Below are 16706 nucleotides of genomic sequence, written 5' to 3'. Positions count from 1 at the left end.
GCCTTTGTGTGAAACAGTATTTGCACACAAAGGCACAATTAATCAGGGTGACCGCTCGGGTCAGGCAAAAATGACGGTATTGGGGGTTTTGCTCCAGGAGCCATATTGTTCCCCAAAACTGGCGTCGATCATTTTCCGTTTGATTTTTAAGGTAGGGGTAAGTAGTCCATTCTGGATGGTCCATTCTTCGGCCAGTACAATTAACTTAGATAGCTGCTCGTGGTGTTCCAGGCTTTTATTTACGGTTAATAATGCCTGGTACAGGGTTTCCTGAAGATTTTCTATAGCATGATTTCTGGCATTTTCAGACAGGGTGCAGAGTGCCATGGCATTGGGCATACCCGAACCCACCACGCAAACCTGGGCCAGTTCCGGCGTTTGCAGCAGCTTGCTTTCTACCGGGGCAGGCATAATGTATTTGCCTTTACTGGTTTTGAACTGGTCTTTGATGCGGCCGGTAATAGTAAGATAACCTTCATTGTCGATCGATCCCTCATCACCCGTGCGTAAATACCCGTCTTCAAAACACTCGGCAGTTAAACCTGGTTCTTTATAGTAGCCGAGCATACTGGCCGGACTCTTCACCTGCACTTCATTGTCTTTCCCTAATCTTACCTCTACACCCTGGTAAGCCTGGCCTACGGTGCCGAATTTTACAGCACCTCTGCGGTTAGAGTGCGAGAGGGCCACATTCTCCGTCATGCCATAAGCTTCCTGAATGATAATACCCAGTTTGGCAAACCAATGCAGTAAACCGGGGTTGATGGGAGAGGCACCGGTAAATATAAAACGGGCATTGGCCAGACCGAGTTTTTTCCGGATCGCTTTTTTAATGATGGAGGAAACGATGGGGATGGATAAAAACCGGTCCAATTTCTGTTGCGGCATTTTTTTCAGGATGCCTTCCTGCAGTTTTTCCCAGATACGGGGAACGGCCAGAAATACAGTGGGTTTTGTATCGGCCAGGTTTTTGGCGAATGTATCCATCGATTCTACAAAATACACGGTACTGCCGGTAAAAATGGCGCCACATTCTACCAGCATACGTTCTGCTACATGGCAAAGTGGGAGGTAAGAGAAAAAGATTTCTTCTTTAACATCGGGGAAACTGGTAGTAAATGCATCTACAGCAAATGCAATGGCATAATAGGTATGCATCACACCCTTTGGCTGTCCGGTGGTACCGGAGGTATACACAATACAGGCCAATGCATGCGGGTCCAGCTCAGGTTTGCCTTCCAACCCTTTTTTACCGGCAATCAGTTCGTTCCAGTTCAAACATCCGGCATTGGGGTAAAAGGGGAAACTGATTTGGATCAGCCCATCCGGTACTCCGGTGCGCAATTCTGCCGGGTTGTCCAGTTTGCCGATGAAGATGGCTTTGCTTTCGCTGTGTACGATGATCTCGCGCAGTGCATCGGGCGTGATATTGGGATAGAGAGGTACGGAAATACAGCCCGCCATTGCAATAGCGAGATCGGCCAGAATCCAGTGGGCGCAGTTTTTACTGAGGATGGCTACTTTATCATCCTTACCGAGTCCCATTTCTTTCAGGACAGCAGCCATTTTTCGCACCTGGGTACCGGCTTCCTGCCAGGTAAATTTTTGGTACTCACCCCGTACCGGTTCGGCCAGAAATAATTTGTTGGCGCGGCTTTGCTCAAACTCGCAGAACTTATCCAGCATGGTGGGGAATTGTGCAGACATACGGTATCGGTTAAAGTTGGGGAGATAATAAGTGAGACATGCCCTGTTCAGGGATCTTTCCCTGAATGGGCGCAAAAAATGCATGGATCTTTCTAAAGTCGGCAGCTTCATCATCCGAAGGCATAAAGGGTTCGGCGATGATGCCCTCTTTCCGGCTAAAATCCATACCCACCATAACAATGGGTACACCGGCTTTTTTGGCGATATGATAAAACCCGGTTCGCAGCCGATCCACTTTTTTACGGGTACCTTCCGGTGAGAGGGCCAGTACAAATTTATCCTGGCTGTTAAACAATGCTACCACCTGGTCTACCATATTGTGCTGGCTGAAACGGTCTACCGGAACGCCCCCCAGTTTACGGAAGAAAAAACCAAAACGGCCTTTAAAGAGAGAATCCTTGCCAAGATATTTGAGGTGTTCGAGATGCAGTTTGCTGCGAAAAGCCAGTCCGATCACAAAATCCCAGGCACTGGTATGCGGACCCACAATCACCACGCATTTGGACAAGTGATAAGGAAAAGAACCGCGCAGGGTCCATCCTGTTATACGGAGATAGAAGCTCCATAATAGTCTCATGTGGCAGCAATTGGGTCTGATTTACAAGATAGTAAGAAAATGAATATCGTGAGTCGTGAATCGTGAGTAGGGGGGTACTCACGTCTCACGACTCCCCGCAGGGAAAAATGTGTGGAATAAGCAATTTTCTATTTTGAAACAGCGTTATAGCATAAATCCCTGTACCATGGCCTCTTTCAGAAGTTTTGTTGCCAGTGAGCTGATGTCGATCAAGCAGAATATTGCTGCGGTGCGTAATATGGTTCCGAATAATATAAAACTGAAGCCCAGCGAAAGACGGAGTATGTTCAAACTGAACACCAAACGGCACGAGTTTGTGGAGAAAGCCGTTCAGTTCATGCGCAAGAACCCCAATACCGTTCCCTCGTTTGTAGATGTGATGGAGTGCAACAATTATGTTCACCTCTATGCACAATATACCGAACTGATAGAGGAACTGGAATCGGTAAAAACCAAACTCGAAGATGCCAAACTGGTCATCGGTAACGAGATCATGAAACAGACAAGGGCCTATTTCCAGAACTCCAAGAACGCTTCCGAATCTGGCAATGAATTACTCGGTAAGATCTACAAAGAGTTAAAACCGCATTATGCGGTGGGGAGGAATAGTAAGAAGGCAGTTAGTAATGTATAATTAGTAGTTAATCATTAATATTTGAGGGGGAGAATAATATTTACATTTCTAATTACTAACTATTAATTACTAATTCTCACAACTCATCCTTCCATCCATTATCATGAACAGATTCTCAGTTTTTTATTTTTGTCTCCTACTTTCCCTCCCTGGCTTCTCCCAATCCGCCAGGCCACGTGAGCTGGGTATATCCATTGGTGTGCTGCCAACTGGGAAACGGAATGCCATTACAGATGTGTCTGGGGTAAAAGTGGGACATACAACGCTGATCAACGGAGAGAAGGTACGTACGGGGGTAACGGCCATCCTGCCTTTTGCCGGCAATATCTTTCAGCAAAAAGTACCGGCGGCCGTATTTGTAGGCAATGGCTTTGGTAAACTGGCCGGCAGTACGCAGGTAATGGAACTGGGTACACTGGAGAGTCCGGTAATATTGACCAATACATTGAGCGTAGCCACTGCCATGGAAGCGGTGATCGATTATACCTTACAGCAACAAGGCAACGAAAAAGTATATTCCGTAAACGCGGTAGTGGGAGAGACCAATGATAGTTACCTGAACGATATCCGTGGCAGGCATGTGCAGAAAGCAGATGTGCTGAGGGCTATTGAGCAGGCGGGCTACGGAGCCGTAGCAGAAGGCTCGGTAGGGGCCGGTACGGGAACGGTTTGTTTTCAGTTTAAGGGTGGTATCGGAACCGCTTCCCGCAAACTGCCGGAAGCCATGGGCGGTTATACGGTGGGCGTATTGGTGCAGACCAATTTTGGTGGTGTATTACAGGTAGATGGGGTGCCGGTGGGCGAGGAACTGAACCAATATTACCTGCGCGATCTGTTAACCAAAAAAGAAGATGGCTCCTGTATGATTGTAGTGGCCACTGATGCGCCGCTGGACAGCCGCAATCTGGGGCGTTTGGCCAAACGTGCTTTTATGGGACTGGCCAAAACAGGGGGCATAGCGCATAACGGCAGTGGTGATTATGTGATCGCTTTCTCTACCGATAGTACACTGCGGGTTCCGCATAACAGCAAAGAAAAAAAACAGACCGTTAGCCTGTTAACCAACGATGCCGTTTCGCCTTTGTTCATGGCGGCGATAGAAGCCACTGAAGAAGCCATCATCAATTCTTTGTTTGCGGCCACTACCACCAAAGGAATAGATGGGCATAAGGCAGAAGCTTTGCCGGTAGAAAAAGTAATCGCTATTTTGAAAAAATATAACCGGATTTCTTTATGAGTGATCTGATCTGCTACAATCATAACCGCTTCGCATCACTGGAAGATGTGTCTGTTCCTGTGAACGATCTCGGCTACCAGCGTGGCTATGGCATTTTTGATTTTTTACGTGTGGCAGGTGAAACGCCTTTGTATGTGGATGATCACCTCAATCGGTTTTTCTATTCTGCCGCAACAATGCGCCTGCCGGTAAAACAGACCAAAGAAGAATTATTGCAGATCATTCAGCAGATGATCAGTGTGAACCGCCTGCCCTATTCCGGTATCCGTATCATGTTATCAGGCGGTAGTTCGCCGGATGGGTACCAGATCACAGAACCCAACCTGGTAATCGTACAGGTGCCGTTAACACCACCACCTGATCGGTTGCTGCTTCCCGGTTACAAAGTAGTTACTTACGCGCACCAGCGACAGATGCCGCATGTGAAAACCACGGATTACCTCATGGCCATCTGGTTACAGCCCTGGGTAAAAGAACTGGGAGCAGATGATGTGCTGTATCATCATAACGGTATTGTATCAGAGTTCCCGCGGTCTAATTTTTTTCTCGTAGCCGATGAAAAGACGTTGATAACACCTGCCCATCATATTCTCCACGGGGTTACCCGTAAACAGATCCTGCAGGTAGCAAAAGCACGGGGAATGAATGTGATCGAAAAAGATATCCCGATGGAAGAGATCCGCTCAGCCAAAGAAACTTTTATCAGCAGTTCTACCAAACGTGTAATACCCATCCGGCAATTGGATGAGATCCGTTTTGCACCTTATACTGCAGATTCCGTTACCGCGCAACTATTTGGATGGTTGCAGCAACACGAGTTAGCAACCGCAGCCAGGGTATAGAGCTGCCATTTATCCCAAATCGCTTGTTACGCTTTTGCCGGTAAGATAGTTTTGCGCCCATTCCTGTGTTGAACTAAAGTATGGAACCAAAATTATTACCTGCTGTGTTGCTGTCGGTACTGTCGCTGATCTGCCTGATGGCAGTGATGCGTGGTCTGCAGATCGCATTAACCAAAACAATGATTGCCCCGGCGAGGCAGAAAAAACTTATTGTTACTACCTATAGCATAGTAGCTGTATGGGTACTGCTGGTGGGGGTACTTTCGCTGAACGGATTCTTCTCTGATTTTTCAAAACTGCCACCAAGGCCTTTATGGGTAATTATTATCCCAACAGTATTCTTTATCATTATTGCCTTTACGCGAACAACCGGAGAAATCTTATTGGCTATTCCACCATATTGGCTGGTAGTTATGCAAACATTCCGGATACTGGTAGAAATACTGCTATGGAAAACATTCATGCTGAACCTGCTGCCCATACAGATGACATTTGAGGGAAGTAATTTTGATGGATTGAGCGGTTTGCTGGCCGTTCCGGTTGCCATGATTCTTTCTAAAAAATGGGCACCGAAATTATTGCTGGCCTTTAATCTGGTGGGTTTGCTCTTACTGCTCAATATCCTCGTAATTGCGGTACTCTCTATGCCCACTCCGCTCCGCTATTTTATGAATGAACCACCCAATACACTGGTGGGCGAGTTTCCTTTTATTTACCTCGGTGCCGTGCTGGTGGCTATTGCACAGGGACTGCATATCTTCTCTTTACGTCAATGGTGGCTACTGCGTAAACGCGATGCGATGTTACAGGAGCAGGAATAATATTCCCTGTCAATTTATCTCTGTTGATGGTTCTTTCTGGTTGATGATGTAATTTGTATGCTGTGCCATCCTCTCCTGCATACCAACTGTATCCCTGTGGCGATCACGCCATTACCATTACATGGGGTAATACGATTACCGCAGCAGCCAACCAACAGGTGATGGCACTGTATCGGTATCTATGCGAGAGAAAAATACCCGGTGTGCTGGATCTGATTCCGGCATATGCTTCGCTTACATTGGTGTATGATCTTGCCACAGTCATTAAAAAATTCCCAGGTCAGTCTGCTTATACCATCATGGAATCAGCGTTGCAGCTGGCCGCGCAGTTGGTAGAATTGTCTTCATCTACTGGTTCCCGTAAAGTGATCATTCCTGTTTGTTATGATCTGTCGCTGGCACCGGATCTTGTTGCACTTGCAGAACAACACTGTTTAACTATAGACGAAGTCATTCAGTTACATACCGCATCAACCTACCGCGTGTATATGATCGGCTTCCTTCCGGGATTTGCGTATATGGGTTCGGTAGATGAGCGGATCCGCACGGCCCGGAAAAGTAGTCCGAGAACAAAAGTGCCTGCCGGCAGTGTAGGGATAGCAGGCGAGCAAACGGGCATCTATCCGCTTGATTCGCCGGGGGGCTGGCAGTTGATCGGCCAAACACCTCTGCGGTTATTTGATGTAAACAAAGCAGATCCCTGTTTGCTGCAGCCGGGCGATGATGTGCAGTTTTCTCCTATCTCCCTCACTGAATTTCATCAATTAAAAATGACATGAGTATACAGGTAATCAAAGCCGGTATACTCGATACCGTGCAGGATGCAGGCAGGTATGGTTACCAGCAATTGGGTATTAACCCCGGCGGGGTGATGGATAGAACCGCCATGCGAATCGCCAATGCATTGGTGGGCAATGACGCCGGTACACCCGTGATAGAAATGCATTTTCCGGCAGCAGAAATACTGTTTGAAGAAACCATGCTGGTGGCTTTGAGCGGCGCCGATTTTTCGCCCCGTATCAATGGCGAAGAAATGCCGGTGCATAAACCGGTCTGTGTGCGCAAAGGATCTGTACTCTCTTTCGGTAAACAAATAAAAGGTGCACGCACCTACCTGGCAGTAAGGGGCGGTTGGAAAGCGGATAACTGGCTGCATAGTTACAGCACACATCTTACGGTAAAAGCAGGCGGACAGGCCGGGCGTGCACTCGGCAGAACAAACAGGCTCTTTCCTCAGCAGCTACAGCCCTATGGGTTGCTCAACAAAGAAAGTATTTTTGAAGCACTGCCCTGGCAGGCGGCTGTCAACGTTTTGTATAATGAGGGAAGTTTACGGATAATGCAGGGTTATGAATTTGATACACTCACCCCGGCAGCAAAAGAGGTTATGCTCAGTAGTTCGTTCACCATCAGCCGCGAAAGTAACCGCATGGGGTATCGCTTACAGGGTCCGCCACTGTTAACTACGCTTACTACAGAACTGATCTCTACAGCCGTAACCCGCGGCACCCTGCAGTTATTACCCGATGGGCAACTGATTGTATTGATGGCAGATCACCAGACCACCGGTGGTTATCCGCGGGTGGGGTATCTGATCAGTGCCGATATGGCTTCGCTGGCACAAAAAAATGCCGGAGAACTCTTTTCTTTATCGGTTGTAACTGTTCAGGAAGCAGAAAATATCCTGCAGCGCCAGGAAATGGATTTGCAGCAACTTCAAAATGCCTGTAACTTCCGGTTAGCGCAATACCTGTTGGGTGTATAAACGGTTTCACCAACTTATCACTGCCTATGCAAATAATTGACCTGAACTGCGATATGGGAGAGGGCCAAACCAATGATGCCCTGTTGATGCCCTGGATCAGCAGCGCCAATATTGCCTGTGGCTATCATGCCGGTGATGCAGCTACCATGCAAAAAACCATTGCCCTGGCCATGGAACATCATGTGGCCATTGGTGCACACCCGGGATTTGCTGATAAACCCAATTTCGGAAGAACAGAAATGAACTTGCCGCTGAACGAGATCTTCGACCTCGTTACAGAACAGGTATGGCAACTGCAACAGCTGGCAAAACAAATGGGCGCTTCGCTGCAACATGTAAAACCACACGGTGCGCTGTATAATATGTCGGCAAGGGATGCTTTACTGGCCAATACCATTGCCAAAGCGGTATTTACGATTGACAGACACCTGGTATTATTTGGTCTCAGTGGCAGTCTTTCCATCAGCGAAGCAGAAAAGATCGGACTGCCAACGGCCAGCGAAGTGTTTGCCGACAGAACCTACCAGACCGATGGCAGTTTAACACCCCGTTCAGCACCGGGTGCCCTGATCGCATCAAACGAACAATGCCTGCAGCAGGTATTGGAAATGATACAACAACAAACGGTAACAACTACCGATCATAAAACGATCCCCATCAGCGCGCAGACACTATGTTTGCATGGCGATGGTGAGCAGGCTGTTGCTTTTGCGCAATTGATTTACCGGGAATTGGAAAACAATCATATCAGGATTCAACGTATCACCCAGTGAAAAAAATAGCCAGATCCTCCGCCATTACCGGCGCCGCTTTTCTGATGGCCACTTCGGCTATTGGTCCGGGATTTCTTACACAGACCACTGTATTTACCCAGCAGCTGCTGGCCAGTTTTGGTTTTGTGATATTGATATCTGTACTGCTTGATATTGGTGCGCAGATGAATATCTGGCGGGTACTGGCCGTTACCGAAAAACATGCACAGGATATTGCGAATGAAATGCTGCCCGGATTGGGATATTTTATTGCCGCACTGATTGTGCTCGGCGGGTTAGCCTTTAATATCGGGAATGTGGCGGGTTGCGGTTTGGGACTGAATGTATTAACGGGTATGGATACCATGTACGGTGCCATTCTCAGTGGCATATTTGCCTTGTTTATTTTCTGGATGAAAGAAGCCGGTGATGCCATCGACCGCTTTTCGAAAATACTGGGGGTATTGATCTTTCTGTTAACGCTCTATGTAGCATTCAGTTCGCAGCCACCGGTGGGCGAAGCTTTGTACAGATCGGTGGTTCCGGAAAAGATCAGTGTGGTGGCCATTGTTACGTTGGTGGGTGGTACAGTGGGAGGATATATCTGTTTCGCCGGTGGCCACCGTTTACTGGATGCCGGTATCAAAGGCGTGGATGCATTACCACAGGTTACCCGCAGTTCTGTAACGGGTATACTGGTAACGGCATTTATGCGGGTGGTACTTTTCCTGGCTGCTCTGGGGGTAGTGATGAAAGGGGGGCTGTTAGATCCGGGCAATCCGCCTGCATCGGTTTTTAAACTGGCTGCGGGTGAGCTGGGCTATCGCTTTTTTGGTGTGGTAATGTGGGCCGCAGCTATTACATCTGTAGTGGGAGCATCTTATACTTCTGTCAGTTTTCTGAAAACCTTCCATCCCTGGATCGATAAAAATTCCCGCTGGATCATTACCGGTATGATCCTGTTTTCTACTGTGGTTTTTGCCATTGTAGGCAGACCCGTAAAGATCCTGCTCACAGCGGCGGCTTTGAACGGATTGGTATTGCCCATTACATTGGCCGTGATGTTGCTGGCAGCCAGAAATAGTAAACTGGTAGGTACTTACCGCCACCCGATGATTTTACAGGTGGCAGGATGGATCGTGGTGATTGTGATGTGTGGGATGAGTTATCTGACTATTGCCAATTGGTTGGGTGTGTGATCTGTATCAGTTGTTTGCGTTACTGGTTTCTGGTTAGCACGATTAGTTTTAGGCAACAAGTGTTTTTTGTATAACCCGATGGTTGTAATTTTCTTAGTAATTTTATGTAAACCGATTGTATGCAAGACCGCCAACAATACTGGGATAAGATCTACCAGACCAAACAACCTGCTGAAGTAAGCTGGACACAGGAGAAGCCCGCAACTTCTCTCAACTTTATCCATAGTTTTCCCGTTTCCAAAAAAGCGCCCATTATAGATGTGGGTGGTGGCGATAGCCGTTTGGCAGATCACCTGCTGGCAGAAGGTTATGAGAATATTACCGTACTCGATATTTCGGAAGAGGCCCTCAACCGCGCCAAAAAAAGACTGGGCGATAAAGCGGACCGGATCAAGTGGGTAGTATCTGATGTGACTGAATTTACCCCCGATACCACTTATGAAGTATGGCACGACCGCGCCACCTTTCATTTCCTTACTACACCCGAGCAGATCAATCAGTACTTAACCATTGCGTATAAAAATGTGAATGGTTACCTGGCCATCGGAACTTTTTCTGATAACGGACCGGAAAAATGCAGCGGTCTTCCCATTAAACAATACAATGAAGCCCAACTGCAAACAGTGCTCGCAGATAAGTTTGACAAGATCCGCTGCATCACCGAAGATCATATCACCCCTTTTCAAACCAAACAGAATTTTCTGTTCTGCAGTTTTAAAAAACACAGGGATAATTAGTTGTACTATTAGCTGTTTCAAAATTTCATTGGTTTGGAAAATGAAAACAGCCAATACTAGGTGTCCGGAAAAAATATCTATTCAGTCCCTGTGTACGGGCCTCTTTTTGTTCGGTGCCGAGCGAATGCGAAGGCAGACAAAATGATGCGTAGCATCCCGCTAAAAGCAGGAGCAGAAGAAAAAGCAGTCCCGCCATCGGCGGGATAACAGGACGGGGCTCCCGCCGATAGCGGGACCGCGAGCGACAATAAGTCCCGACTATCAGGGTAATTTTAATACCACAGCAAGTTAGAGGTACTTAAGATTGACTGCTACTTGCAACCGCAATAGGGTTTGCATAGTATTTCAATACGGCCGAGGCAGTTTCATCTGCTGAAACAGTAGCCAACTCTATTTTATTGAATAGGCTCGAAAAATTCTCCCGGTTCTGTAAACTCTTCAGGTAAAACTTATCGTAATAAGCAAGCAGTATGGAGAAAGCTCCTCTCACATTGTCTTCGATCAGGTAATTCACCGCGTTTTTGGTTTCCAGTCCACCCAATCTTTTTTTAATACGGATCACCGCATTTACCAGTAATGCTTTTTCAAACTTGCCGTAGTGTTCTGTGATAAAATTCAATCGCTCTTCAAAGGGAATGTCAAGGAAATAGATCTGTTTGTCGCGCATCTGTTTAAAGAATGCGGCCGGTAAATTTACTTCGCCTATCCGCTGGCTTTCATCTTCCAGCCAAAGTACAGGATCAGGTGTAGCTGCCAGCTGCCATTCGTCAACCGTTTTTTTCAATACGGCGGCCAGCAGGTTCTCAAACATTTCCTGTGTAGGCTGTGGCGGCTGCCCCAGCGATCCGAAGGCGGAACCTTTGTGGTGTGCCAGTCCTTCCAGGTCTATCACCGATTGTTTTTGTTTGGCCAATGCCTGCAGGGCTTCTGTTTTACCGCTTCCGGTAAAACCACCAATAATGCGGATGGGGTAAGGGATCTCGAACTGTGCCAGCACCCAGTTACGGTAAGCTTTGTAGCCGCCCGCCAACGTGTACACTTTAAACCCATAGAGATCCAGCATCCAGGCCACACCGGCACTGCGCATACCTCCGCGCCAGCAGTGTACCAGTACAATGTACTGGTCTCGTTTAAAAGCTTCCTTACTGTTGGGTAGCTGTAAAATTGCTTCTACTTCTTCCACCATCTTGGCCATCTTCACACCGTAAAAAGCAAGTCCCAGTTTAATGGCTTGCTGCTGGCTCTCCTGTTTATACGCCGTACCCACTATTTTTCTTTCTTCATCAGAAAAAAGCGGCAGGCTGTGTGCACCGGGAATATGGGCATGGCCAAACTCGCCCGGACTCCGCACATCCAGCACAGGATGTTGTTGGGCGAGTAACAGAAACTCTTTTACCGTGATACGTGTAATGGCCATAAAACAAATGTAAGGGGAGAATTTTGTAACTTTTGGGCCTGAAACAGTTATTACTCATACGACACGCCAAAAGCAGCTGGGCCCTGGCCGGGCAGGACGATTTTGACCGCCCGCTGAACGACCGTGGCCAGCGCGATGCGCCTATGATGGCCAAACGTTTGCTCAACCGGAAAGTGGGTATTGATCTGTTCATCTCCAGTACGGCCAACCGTGCGTTAAGCACTGCCAGACATTTTGTGGATGTATATGAAGCGGGTAAGGGCAGACTGGCCACCAGCAAACAATTGTACCACGCTTATCCTCCTGCTTTTTATGAAGTGATCAGCGAGATCGATGATTCTATCCGCACGGCAGCTATCTTCTCGCATAACCCAGGGATCACTGCTTTTGTGAATGAGCTGACAGATACCCGCATCGATGATATGCCCACCTGTGCCATATTTGCCGTAAAAGCAGAAACGACCCATTGGAAAGATTTTCGCGCAGCTAAAAAATCATTCTGGTTTTTTGATTATCCCAAACTGTAAGCCTGGTTAAGAAGGCTGAATGGTTTCTGTCTGCTTTTTAAAATTGGCCAGGTATACCCCGGTGAAAATGAGAATGGCCGCGCAGAGTTTGGTTACACTGAAATGCTCCCCCGCAAAAATGATGGCGATCACGGCAGCAAATACCGGCTGGGTATAGATATAGGCCCCCGTAGCCGAAGCGCCGATGGAAGAAATGCCATATACATTCAGGAGATAAGCAAGAAACGTAGCGCCCACCGCCACGGCCGCCAATGCCATCCATTGCGAAAAACCAAAAGCGGTCCAATCAGTTGCCAGAAACTCCTGCATGCCAAAGGGAAGAATGATGCAGGCACCAAAAGTAAATACCCATCTTAATACCTGTATGCCGCTGTAATGCTGCATCAGGGGCCGCACCAGCACCAGGTAAAACGCATACGAAATGGCATTGATGATCACCATTACATCGCCCAGCAGCATATTGCTGCCTGCATGGCCGGCATCTTTCATCAGTATCAATATAGCCGCACCACCAATGCCGAGTACCAGGCCCAGCAATTTGAGCAGGGTAAAACCCTCGCGTAATAACCAGGCCGCAATGAGGGTGATAAAAATAGGTGTGGCCAATGCGAGTAGGGCGCTATGAATAGGTGTGGTCAACGAAACTCCTTTGATAAAAAAGATCTGGTTGATCACTACGCCCGTTAACGCACAGATCAGAAAACGGGGAATATGCTTTCGCTCCAGTTTTACTTTGCCGGGTTTGAAGAGAAATAAGCTCCAGAACAGGAACAGGCTCACCAGTATGCGAACCACATTCAAGGCAAAAGGATGCAGGTAAGCGGGGGTGATATATTTTACGATCGCATAATTGGCGCCAAAAATAAAATTGGCGCTGAGCACGGCGGCGTGGGCTTTGGTGGTTCGGGTCATGGAGTGGGGGCAAAGGTAAGGAAATCGGGAGGGGTGAGGCGTGAGTCGTCAGTCGTGAGACGTGAATCGTGAGTGGTGAGTAGTGAGTAGGGAGTTTTATTTTGGAAGCGATTTTTTGAGGAGTTGGGGTAGCATATCTGCGTGGAAGAGGGTGAGTGGGGGGAATTGGTAGGGGTGGGTATGGGCAAGGGGTAGGTGTTGAGTGGCATTGAAATCGGCTTGCGTAAAACTTAGACAGATACCTGCGGACTGCAAACGGTGGGCAAGGTATTCCTGTTCGGTTTGGCCGGGGGTGGGGATGAGGATGGCTTTTTTGTGCATGGCCAGTAATTCCATCACGGTACTGTAGCCACTGCGACTGATCACATACGCACTCTGGCGGATGGCCGTTTCCAGTTCGGGGCCGGGCAGGTGATTTACTACGGTTACATGGGGGGCGATGCTGAGCTGTTCGGTGCTGCCGGGTTTGCCTCTTACGAGTAAACAGTTGCCGACAACGGAAGGCAGATCGCGGATGAATTTGTTTTCGAGTAAACTACGTTGCGGTTCGGGACCTGATAGCAGGATGCAGTAATCATATTTTTTCTCCGCCTCACCGGGTGCAAAGCGAGAGAGTAAACCGAGATACAACACGGGTATGTTGGGTAAATGTTTGGGGTGAGATAAGATGCCGGCAATATTGGCCGCTCCTTCCATATCGGGCACCCAGCAGGCGGAAAAGCGGTTGATGAACCGGTAATTGATGCTTTGCAATAAGTTCTCCAGCCAGGCAAAAGGGGCTTTGATGGTTAACTGGTGGGTGATAAAAATGGAGGAAACCTTTTTTGAATATAACCCGTACCGGTTATCGGAGATCACGAGATCGATCTGGTGGGTATGGATCACCTGCTCCAGCCAATCATGTTCTTCGCGGATCTGTTGGCGTAAGCGGGGTAATTGTTTGATGAGGCTGAGGGCCAGCCCTAACCGGGTTTTGGCATAGCGTACCCGGTAACCGGCCAGTGGCAACATGGTAAGTTGCGGAAATTCCTGTTGCAGTAAATGGGCCTGTGCACCTTCTGCCGCCAGAAGTACCGTATAACCATTGGCTACCAATGCGTTGATGAGGGGGATGCAGCGGGTGGCATGGCCCAGGCCCCAATCGAGCGGGGCCAGCAGTACGGTTTGTATGTTAAAATTAGAATACAACAGCAGCTCTTTGGTTTGGGTACAGCGTAAAGTAGTATTTTAGAACGCGAATATGAAGATGAAAATAAACCAAATAATCCTTTTGTTGTTGTTAGTAACCCTGGTAAGCAGTTCCTGCGGTCTTTTGAACAGAAATAAAAGTTCTAAATACTGCGGCTGTCCACCCAGTCACCGCTAAACCGGTAAACCATTATGCAGGATAACAGCAGAGAAAGAGATGTATTGGTATTAACCAACGCCGCCCAGCATAACCCGCAACAAATGGAGCGCGAACTGGCGCTGTTAGACAGGATCCTCTACCACACCGAAAACTGGCAAACTTTCTCCACCGCCAACGAGCTCATCGATATCAACCGCCGCAAGATCATCCGCAAAACCCATCTGATTCAGCAGATGCTGACGGAGAAGAATAAGAAGCCGTTTGTGTTTACTTGTAATAAGAATTAGGAGGAAGACTCCCGAGATGGGAAGCGAAAAATTATTTTATCGAAGCACATACCCCGAAATAGTTGATGACCGCCCCAAGCTACATAGTACACAGTTAGGATAATGATTTGCTGTGGTTGGTAACTGTTGAAAGGTCTATACATACCATGCCTAGCTATGCCAGCAGTAAAACAACTGACATCTATACCAATGTAGGTATGATGATTCTTAAAATACAACCACATCTTTAGATGACTTATAATATATTTTCCTATGTTTATTATGTGTTAGTTATACAAGCAAAGCCAATTCCAGTAGGTGTATTGACACAATGGTTTAGTGCGAATAACTAGGGTAAGCAAAATTTAAAATGACATCAAAATTAACAGAGGCAAAGAGACAACAGTTCTTTAAAGAAATCGAAGCTTTACGAAGCTCTCTAGGAGACATTTTGGAATTTTCTAAAGATAACCTAGTAGCTTTTAATGGAAGAGAAACTCATAATTACAGTTATCATTTCCTACAAATATTTGCTCGCTTTAGGCTTAACTGTGAAGGTTTATTGAATTTAATGAATGCTTTTAAAGAAGATTATCGGCTAAAAGTGTGTGTTAACCTTTTGCTTAGATCCATCTGCTCTGATGTTTTAACAGCTATATATTTATTGACTTTTTACGATAAGGATGACCCTGAAAATATATCTCTCAAAAACGAACTTGATATAATCTCGACTGAATATTTAAGATCAGTAAAAAAGATAATAGAAGAAGACCATGAACTAATGACACTTCTGTCAATTGAGCCAACAACAAGTATTGAAGAAAAGCGAAAATGGTACAATTCTGTTTCAGAAAATTTGAGTAATGAAGATGGAAAACTTAAGACAAAAAATCAAATAAGATTAACAACTAACGATGAAATCAAGGAGGGACTTAAAACAGGTGGACTATTTATAAGTGAAGATGAAAAATATCAGAGAATTAAAGATAAAGGGTTCACTCAATTTGGATTTGCATTTACAATTTTCAAATACTATTCACAATTTCAGCATTTTACTTTGTCGTCTCGTGATCTAATAGAACATGAACCCTTTCACGATACGTTTTTTATGTCGCTTACGATTGATCAAATGCTCATGACGATTGATTTAATATTACAAATTTCAAATACACAAAATCCAGACTTCAGAGCACAAATTAAAACCATAAGAGACAAGCTTTCCGAAAACTTAGCCTAACATTAGTTTTTATGCAAGTTGCGATTGATATTGTAACATAGGCTAATTCAAATACCAGTTTCAGCAAACGAATAACTATCAGCTTTTGTACTTAACTTAATCAACATATTTTCAATCAACCGCGGTTGTGACCGAACGGAATTCTAATTCCCAACCGCATAAAGCCCTGCCCATTATCCTACAATTACTAACTTTAGCTGATGAACAGCACCTCCCACCACGACGACCGCTTTGCAAAAATGACATTTGCATCTGTGTATCCACACTACCTCAACAAAGTGGAGAAAAAAGGCAGAACCCAGGCAGAACTGCACCAGGTAATACAGTGGCTCACCGGGTTTAGCGATAAACAACTACAGCAGCAGATAGACAATAAAAACAGTTTTGAACAATTCTTTCAGGAGGCTACCCTGCATCCCAATGCTGCCCTGATTACAGGCCTGATCTGTGGTTACCGGGTAGAAGAAATCGAAAACCCATTAACGCAGAAAGTAAGGTACCTGGACAAACTGGTAGATGAACTGGCCAAAGGCAAAAAGATGGAGAAGATTTTGCGTACTTAGGTTTCCCCTGCAATCATTTCATTAACCCCATGCTTCAGCATGGGGATCAACAGCACTCATTTGCCTGCGGGCTTCAGCCCTGATAGCAGGGGCTAAAGCCCGGTAGGGTAGGTGGGGTCTTGTCCCCAGCCTGAAGGCTGGGGTTATAGATAAGTTTAGGAATAA

At 46.7% G+C, this 16706-nt stretch carries 18 protein-coding genes; 13 read left to right on the top strand and 5 right to left on the bottom strand.

From position 1 onward, the window contains the following. Nucleotides 1-60: 60 nt before the first annotated feature. Nucleotides 61-1707: an AMP-binding protein gene (locus AC1RNB_RS06900; RefSeq protein WP_493081871.1), complete on the bottom strand. Its 1647-nt coding sequence runs from the start codon at nt 1705-1707 to the stop codon at nt 61-63. A 10-nt stretch (nt 1708-1717) separates the two neighbouring features. After that, nucleotides 1718-2284: a 1-acyl-sn-glycerol-3-phosphate acyltransferase gene (locus AC1RNB_RS06895; protein ID WP_493081869.1), complete on the bottom strand. Its 567-nt coding sequence runs from the start codon at nt 2282-2284 to the stop codon at nt 1718-1720. Between the two features lie 166 nt (nt 2285-2450). Here AC1RNB_RS06895 and AC1RNB_RS06890 point away from each other — a divergent pair, with 166 nt between their 5' ends. The 9 genes from AC1RNB_RS06890 to AC1RNB_RS06850 all read left to right on the top strand — a co-directional run bounded on the left by AC1RNB_RS06890 (nt 2451) and on the right by AC1RNB_RS06850 (nt 10271). After that, nucleotides 2451-2918, top strand: a complete 468-nt coding sequence (locus tag AC1RNB_RS06890) for a hypothetical protein (RefSeq protein ID WP_493081867.1) — start codon at nt 2451-2453, stop codon at nt 2916-2918. 103 nt (nt 2919-3021) lie between these two features. Beyond that, complete coding sequence (locus AC1RNB_RS06885; RefSeq protein WP_493081865.1) at nt 3022-4155, top strand: DmpA family aminopeptidase; 1134 nt, start codon at nt 3022-3024, stop codon at nt 4153-4155. Further along, nucleotides 4152-4997 (top strand): aminotransferase class IV, encoded by an 846-nt coding sequence (locus tag AC1RNB_RS06880; RefSeq protein ID WP_493081864.1) that lies wholly within the window; start codon nt 4152-4154, stop codon nt 4995-4997. The genes AC1RNB_RS06885 and AC1RNB_RS06880 overlap by 4 nt, the downstream gene beginning before the upstream one ends. 80 nt (nt 4998-5077) lie before the next feature. Then, on the top strand, nt 5078-5818 hold the full coding sequence (locus AC1RNB_RS06875; protein ID WP_493081863.1) for a hypothetical protein: 741 nt from the start codon (nt 5078-5080) through the stop codon (nt 5816-5818). A 62-nt stretch (nt 5819-5880) separates the two neighbouring features. After that, a complete protein-coding gene (gene pxpB, locus AC1RNB_RS06870; protein ID WP_493081862.1) occupies nt 5881-6597 on the top strand; it encodes a 5-oxoprolinase subunit PxpB in 717 nt (238 codons plus the stop codon). Continuing rightward, nucleotides 6594-7583 carry a 5-oxoprolinase subunit C family protein gene (locus AC1RNB_RS06865; RefSeq protein ID WP_493081860.1) on the top strand — a complete coding sequence of 330 codons (990 nt, stop codon included), beginning with the start codon at nt 6594-6596 and terminating at the stop codon, nt 7581-7583. The genes pxpB and AC1RNB_RS06865 overlap by 4 nt, the downstream gene beginning before the upstream one ends. A gap of 26 nt (nt 7584-7609) precedes the next feature. Then, nucleotides 7610-8356 carry a 5-oxoprolinase subunit PxpA gene (locus tag AC1RNB_RS06860; protein ID WP_493081859.1) on the top strand — a complete coding sequence of 249 codons (747 nt, stop codon included), beginning with the start codon at nt 7610-7612 and terminating at the stop codon, nt 8354-8356. Continuing rightward, on the top strand, nt 8353-9534 hold the full coding sequence (locus tag AC1RNB_RS06855) for an NRAMP family divalent metal transporter (RefSeq protein ID WP_493081858.1): 1182 nt from the start codon (nt 8353-8355) through the stop codon (nt 9532-9534). Before AC1RNB_RS06860 ends, AC1RNB_RS06855 begins: the two co-directional genes overlap by 4 nt. Nucleotides 9535-9653: 119 nt before the next feature. Beyond that, the gene (locus AC1RNB_RS06850; protein ID WP_493081856.1) at nt 9654-10271 is read left to right on the top strand and encodes a class I SAM-dependent methyltransferase; all 618 of its coding nucleotides are present in this window, start codon (nt 9654-9656) and stop codon (nt 10269-10271) included. A 298-nt stretch (nt 10272-10569) separates the two neighbouring features. Here the strand turns inward: AC1RNB_RS06850 and mnmH are convergent, their stop codons facing one another. Continuing rightward, a complete protein-coding gene (gene mnmH / locus AC1RNB_RS06845; protein ID WP_493081854.1) occupies nt 10570-11688 on the bottom strand; it encodes a tRNA 2-selenouridine(34) synthase MnmH in 1119 nt (372 codons plus the stop codon). Nucleotides 11689-11720: 32 nt separating this feature from the next. On the opposite strand from mnmH, the gene AC1RNB_RS06840 reads away from it, so the two are divergent. Beyond that, complete coding sequence (locus tag AC1RNB_RS06840) at nt 11721-12215, top strand: SixA phosphatase family protein (protein ID WP_493081852.1); 495 nt, start codon at nt 11721-11723, stop codon at nt 12213-12215. A gap of 6 nt (nt 12216-12221) precedes the next feature. On the opposite strand, the gene AC1RNB_RS06835 is transcribed toward AC1RNB_RS06840, so the two are convergent. Beyond that, entirely contained in the window at nt 12222-13127 is a 906-nt protein-coding gene (locus AC1RNB_RS06835; protein ID WP_493081851.1) for a DMT family transporter, read from the bottom strand. 96 nt (nt 13128-13223) lie between these two features. Next, nucleotides 13224-14315: a glycosyltransferase gene (locus tag AC1RNB_RS06830; protein ID WP_493081849.1), complete on the bottom strand. Its 1092-nt coding sequence runs from the start codon at nt 14313-14315 to the stop codon at nt 13224-13226. A 192-nt stretch (nt 14316-14507) separates the two neighbouring features. On the opposite strand from AC1RNB_RS06830, the gene AC1RNB_RS06825 reads away from it, so the two are divergent. The 3 genes from AC1RNB_RS06825 (at nt 14508) to AC1RNB_RS06815 (ending at nt 16541) form a co-directional block, all read left to right on the top strand. After that, nucleotides 14508-14762, top strand: coding sequence for a hypothetical protein (locus AC1RNB_RS06825; RefSeq protein WP_493081848.1), 255 nt, complete (start codon nt 14508-14510; stop codon nt 14760-14762). 349 nt (nt 14763-15111) lie between these two features. Then, a complete protein-coding gene (locus AC1RNB_RS06820) occupies nt 15112-15978 on the top strand; it encodes a hypothetical protein (RefSeq protein WP_493081846.1) in 867 nt (288 codons plus the stop codon). Nucleotides 15979-16178: 200 nt separating this feature from the next. Further along, on the top strand, nt 16179-16541 hold the full coding sequence (locus tag AC1RNB_RS06815; RefSeq protein WP_493081845.1) for a DUF2200 domain-containing protein: 363 nt from the start codon (nt 16179-16181) through the stop codon (nt 16539-16541). The last annotated feature ends 165 nt before the right edge of the window (nt 16542-16706 follow it).

It is taken from the genome of Sediminibacterium sp. GW821-FHT12F12 (assembly GCF_058806635.1).
Note: the sequence above shows the minus strand (reverse complement) of the source record. Positions and strands in the feature narration are given on the sequence as shown.

What these genes read in the sequence shown, in the direction of transcription:
- AC1RNB_RS06850 (WP_493081856.1), top strand. Translation starts at nt 9,654, where the DNA reads ATGCAAGACCGCCAACAATACTGGGATAAGATCTACCAGACCAAACAA.
- AC1RNB_RS06815 (WP_493081845.1), top strand. Translation starts at nt 16,179, where the DNA reads ATGAACAGCACCTCCCACCACGACGACCGCTTTGCAAAAATGACATTT.
- AC1RNB_RS06825 (WP_493081848.1), top strand. Translation starts at nt 14,508, where the DNA reads ATGCAGGATAACAGCAGAGAAAGAGATGTATTGGTATTAACCAACGCC.
- AC1RNB_RS06875 (WP_493081863.1), top strand. Translation starts at nt 5,078, where the DNA reads ATGGAACCAAAATTATTACCTGCTGTGTTGCTGTCGGTACTGTCGCTG.
- AC1RNB_RS06860 (WP_493081859.1), top strand. Translation starts at nt 7,610, where the DNA reads ATGCAAATAATTGACCTGAACTGCGATATGGGAGAGGGCCAAACCAAT.
- AC1RNB_RS06885 (WP_493081865.1), top strand. Translation starts at nt 3,022, where the DNA reads ATGAACAGATTCTCAGTTTTTTATTTTTGTCTCCTACTTTCCCTCCCT.
- AC1RNB_RS06820 (WP_493081846.1), top strand. Translation starts at nt 15,112, where the DNA reads ATGACATCAAAATTAACAGAGGCAAAGAGACAACAGTTCTTTAAAGAA.
- AC1RNB_RS06880 (WP_493081864.1), top strand. Translation starts at nt 4,152, where the DNA reads ATGAGTGATCTGATCTGCTACAATCATAACCGCTTCGCATCACTGGAA.
- AC1RNB_RS06890 (WP_493081867.1), top strand. Translation starts at nt 2,451, where the DNA reads ATGGCCTCTTTCAGAAGTTTTGTTGCCAGTGAGCTGATGTCGATCAAG.
- AC1RNB_RS06900 (WP_493081871.1), bottom strand. Translation starts at nt 1,707, where the DNA reads ATGTCTGCACAATTCCCCACCATGCTGGATAAGTTCTGCGAGTTTGAG.
- AC1RNB_RS06865 (WP_493081860.1), top strand. Translation starts at nt 6,594, where the DNA reads ATGAGTATACAGGTAATCAAAGCCGGTATACTCGATACCGTGCAGGAT.
- mnmH (WP_493081854.1), bottom strand. Translation starts at nt 11,688, where the DNA reads ATGGCCATTACACGTATCACGGTAAAAGAGTTTCTGTTACTCGCCCAA.
- AC1RNB_RS06835 (WP_493081851.1), bottom strand. Translation starts at nt 13,127, where the DNA reads ATGACCCGAACCACCAAAGCCCACGCCGCCGTGCTCAGCGCCAATTTT.
- AC1RNB_RS06895 (WP_493081869.1), bottom strand. Translation starts at nt 2,284, where the DNA reads ATGAGACTATTATGGAGCTTCTATCTCCGTATAACAGGATGGACCCTG.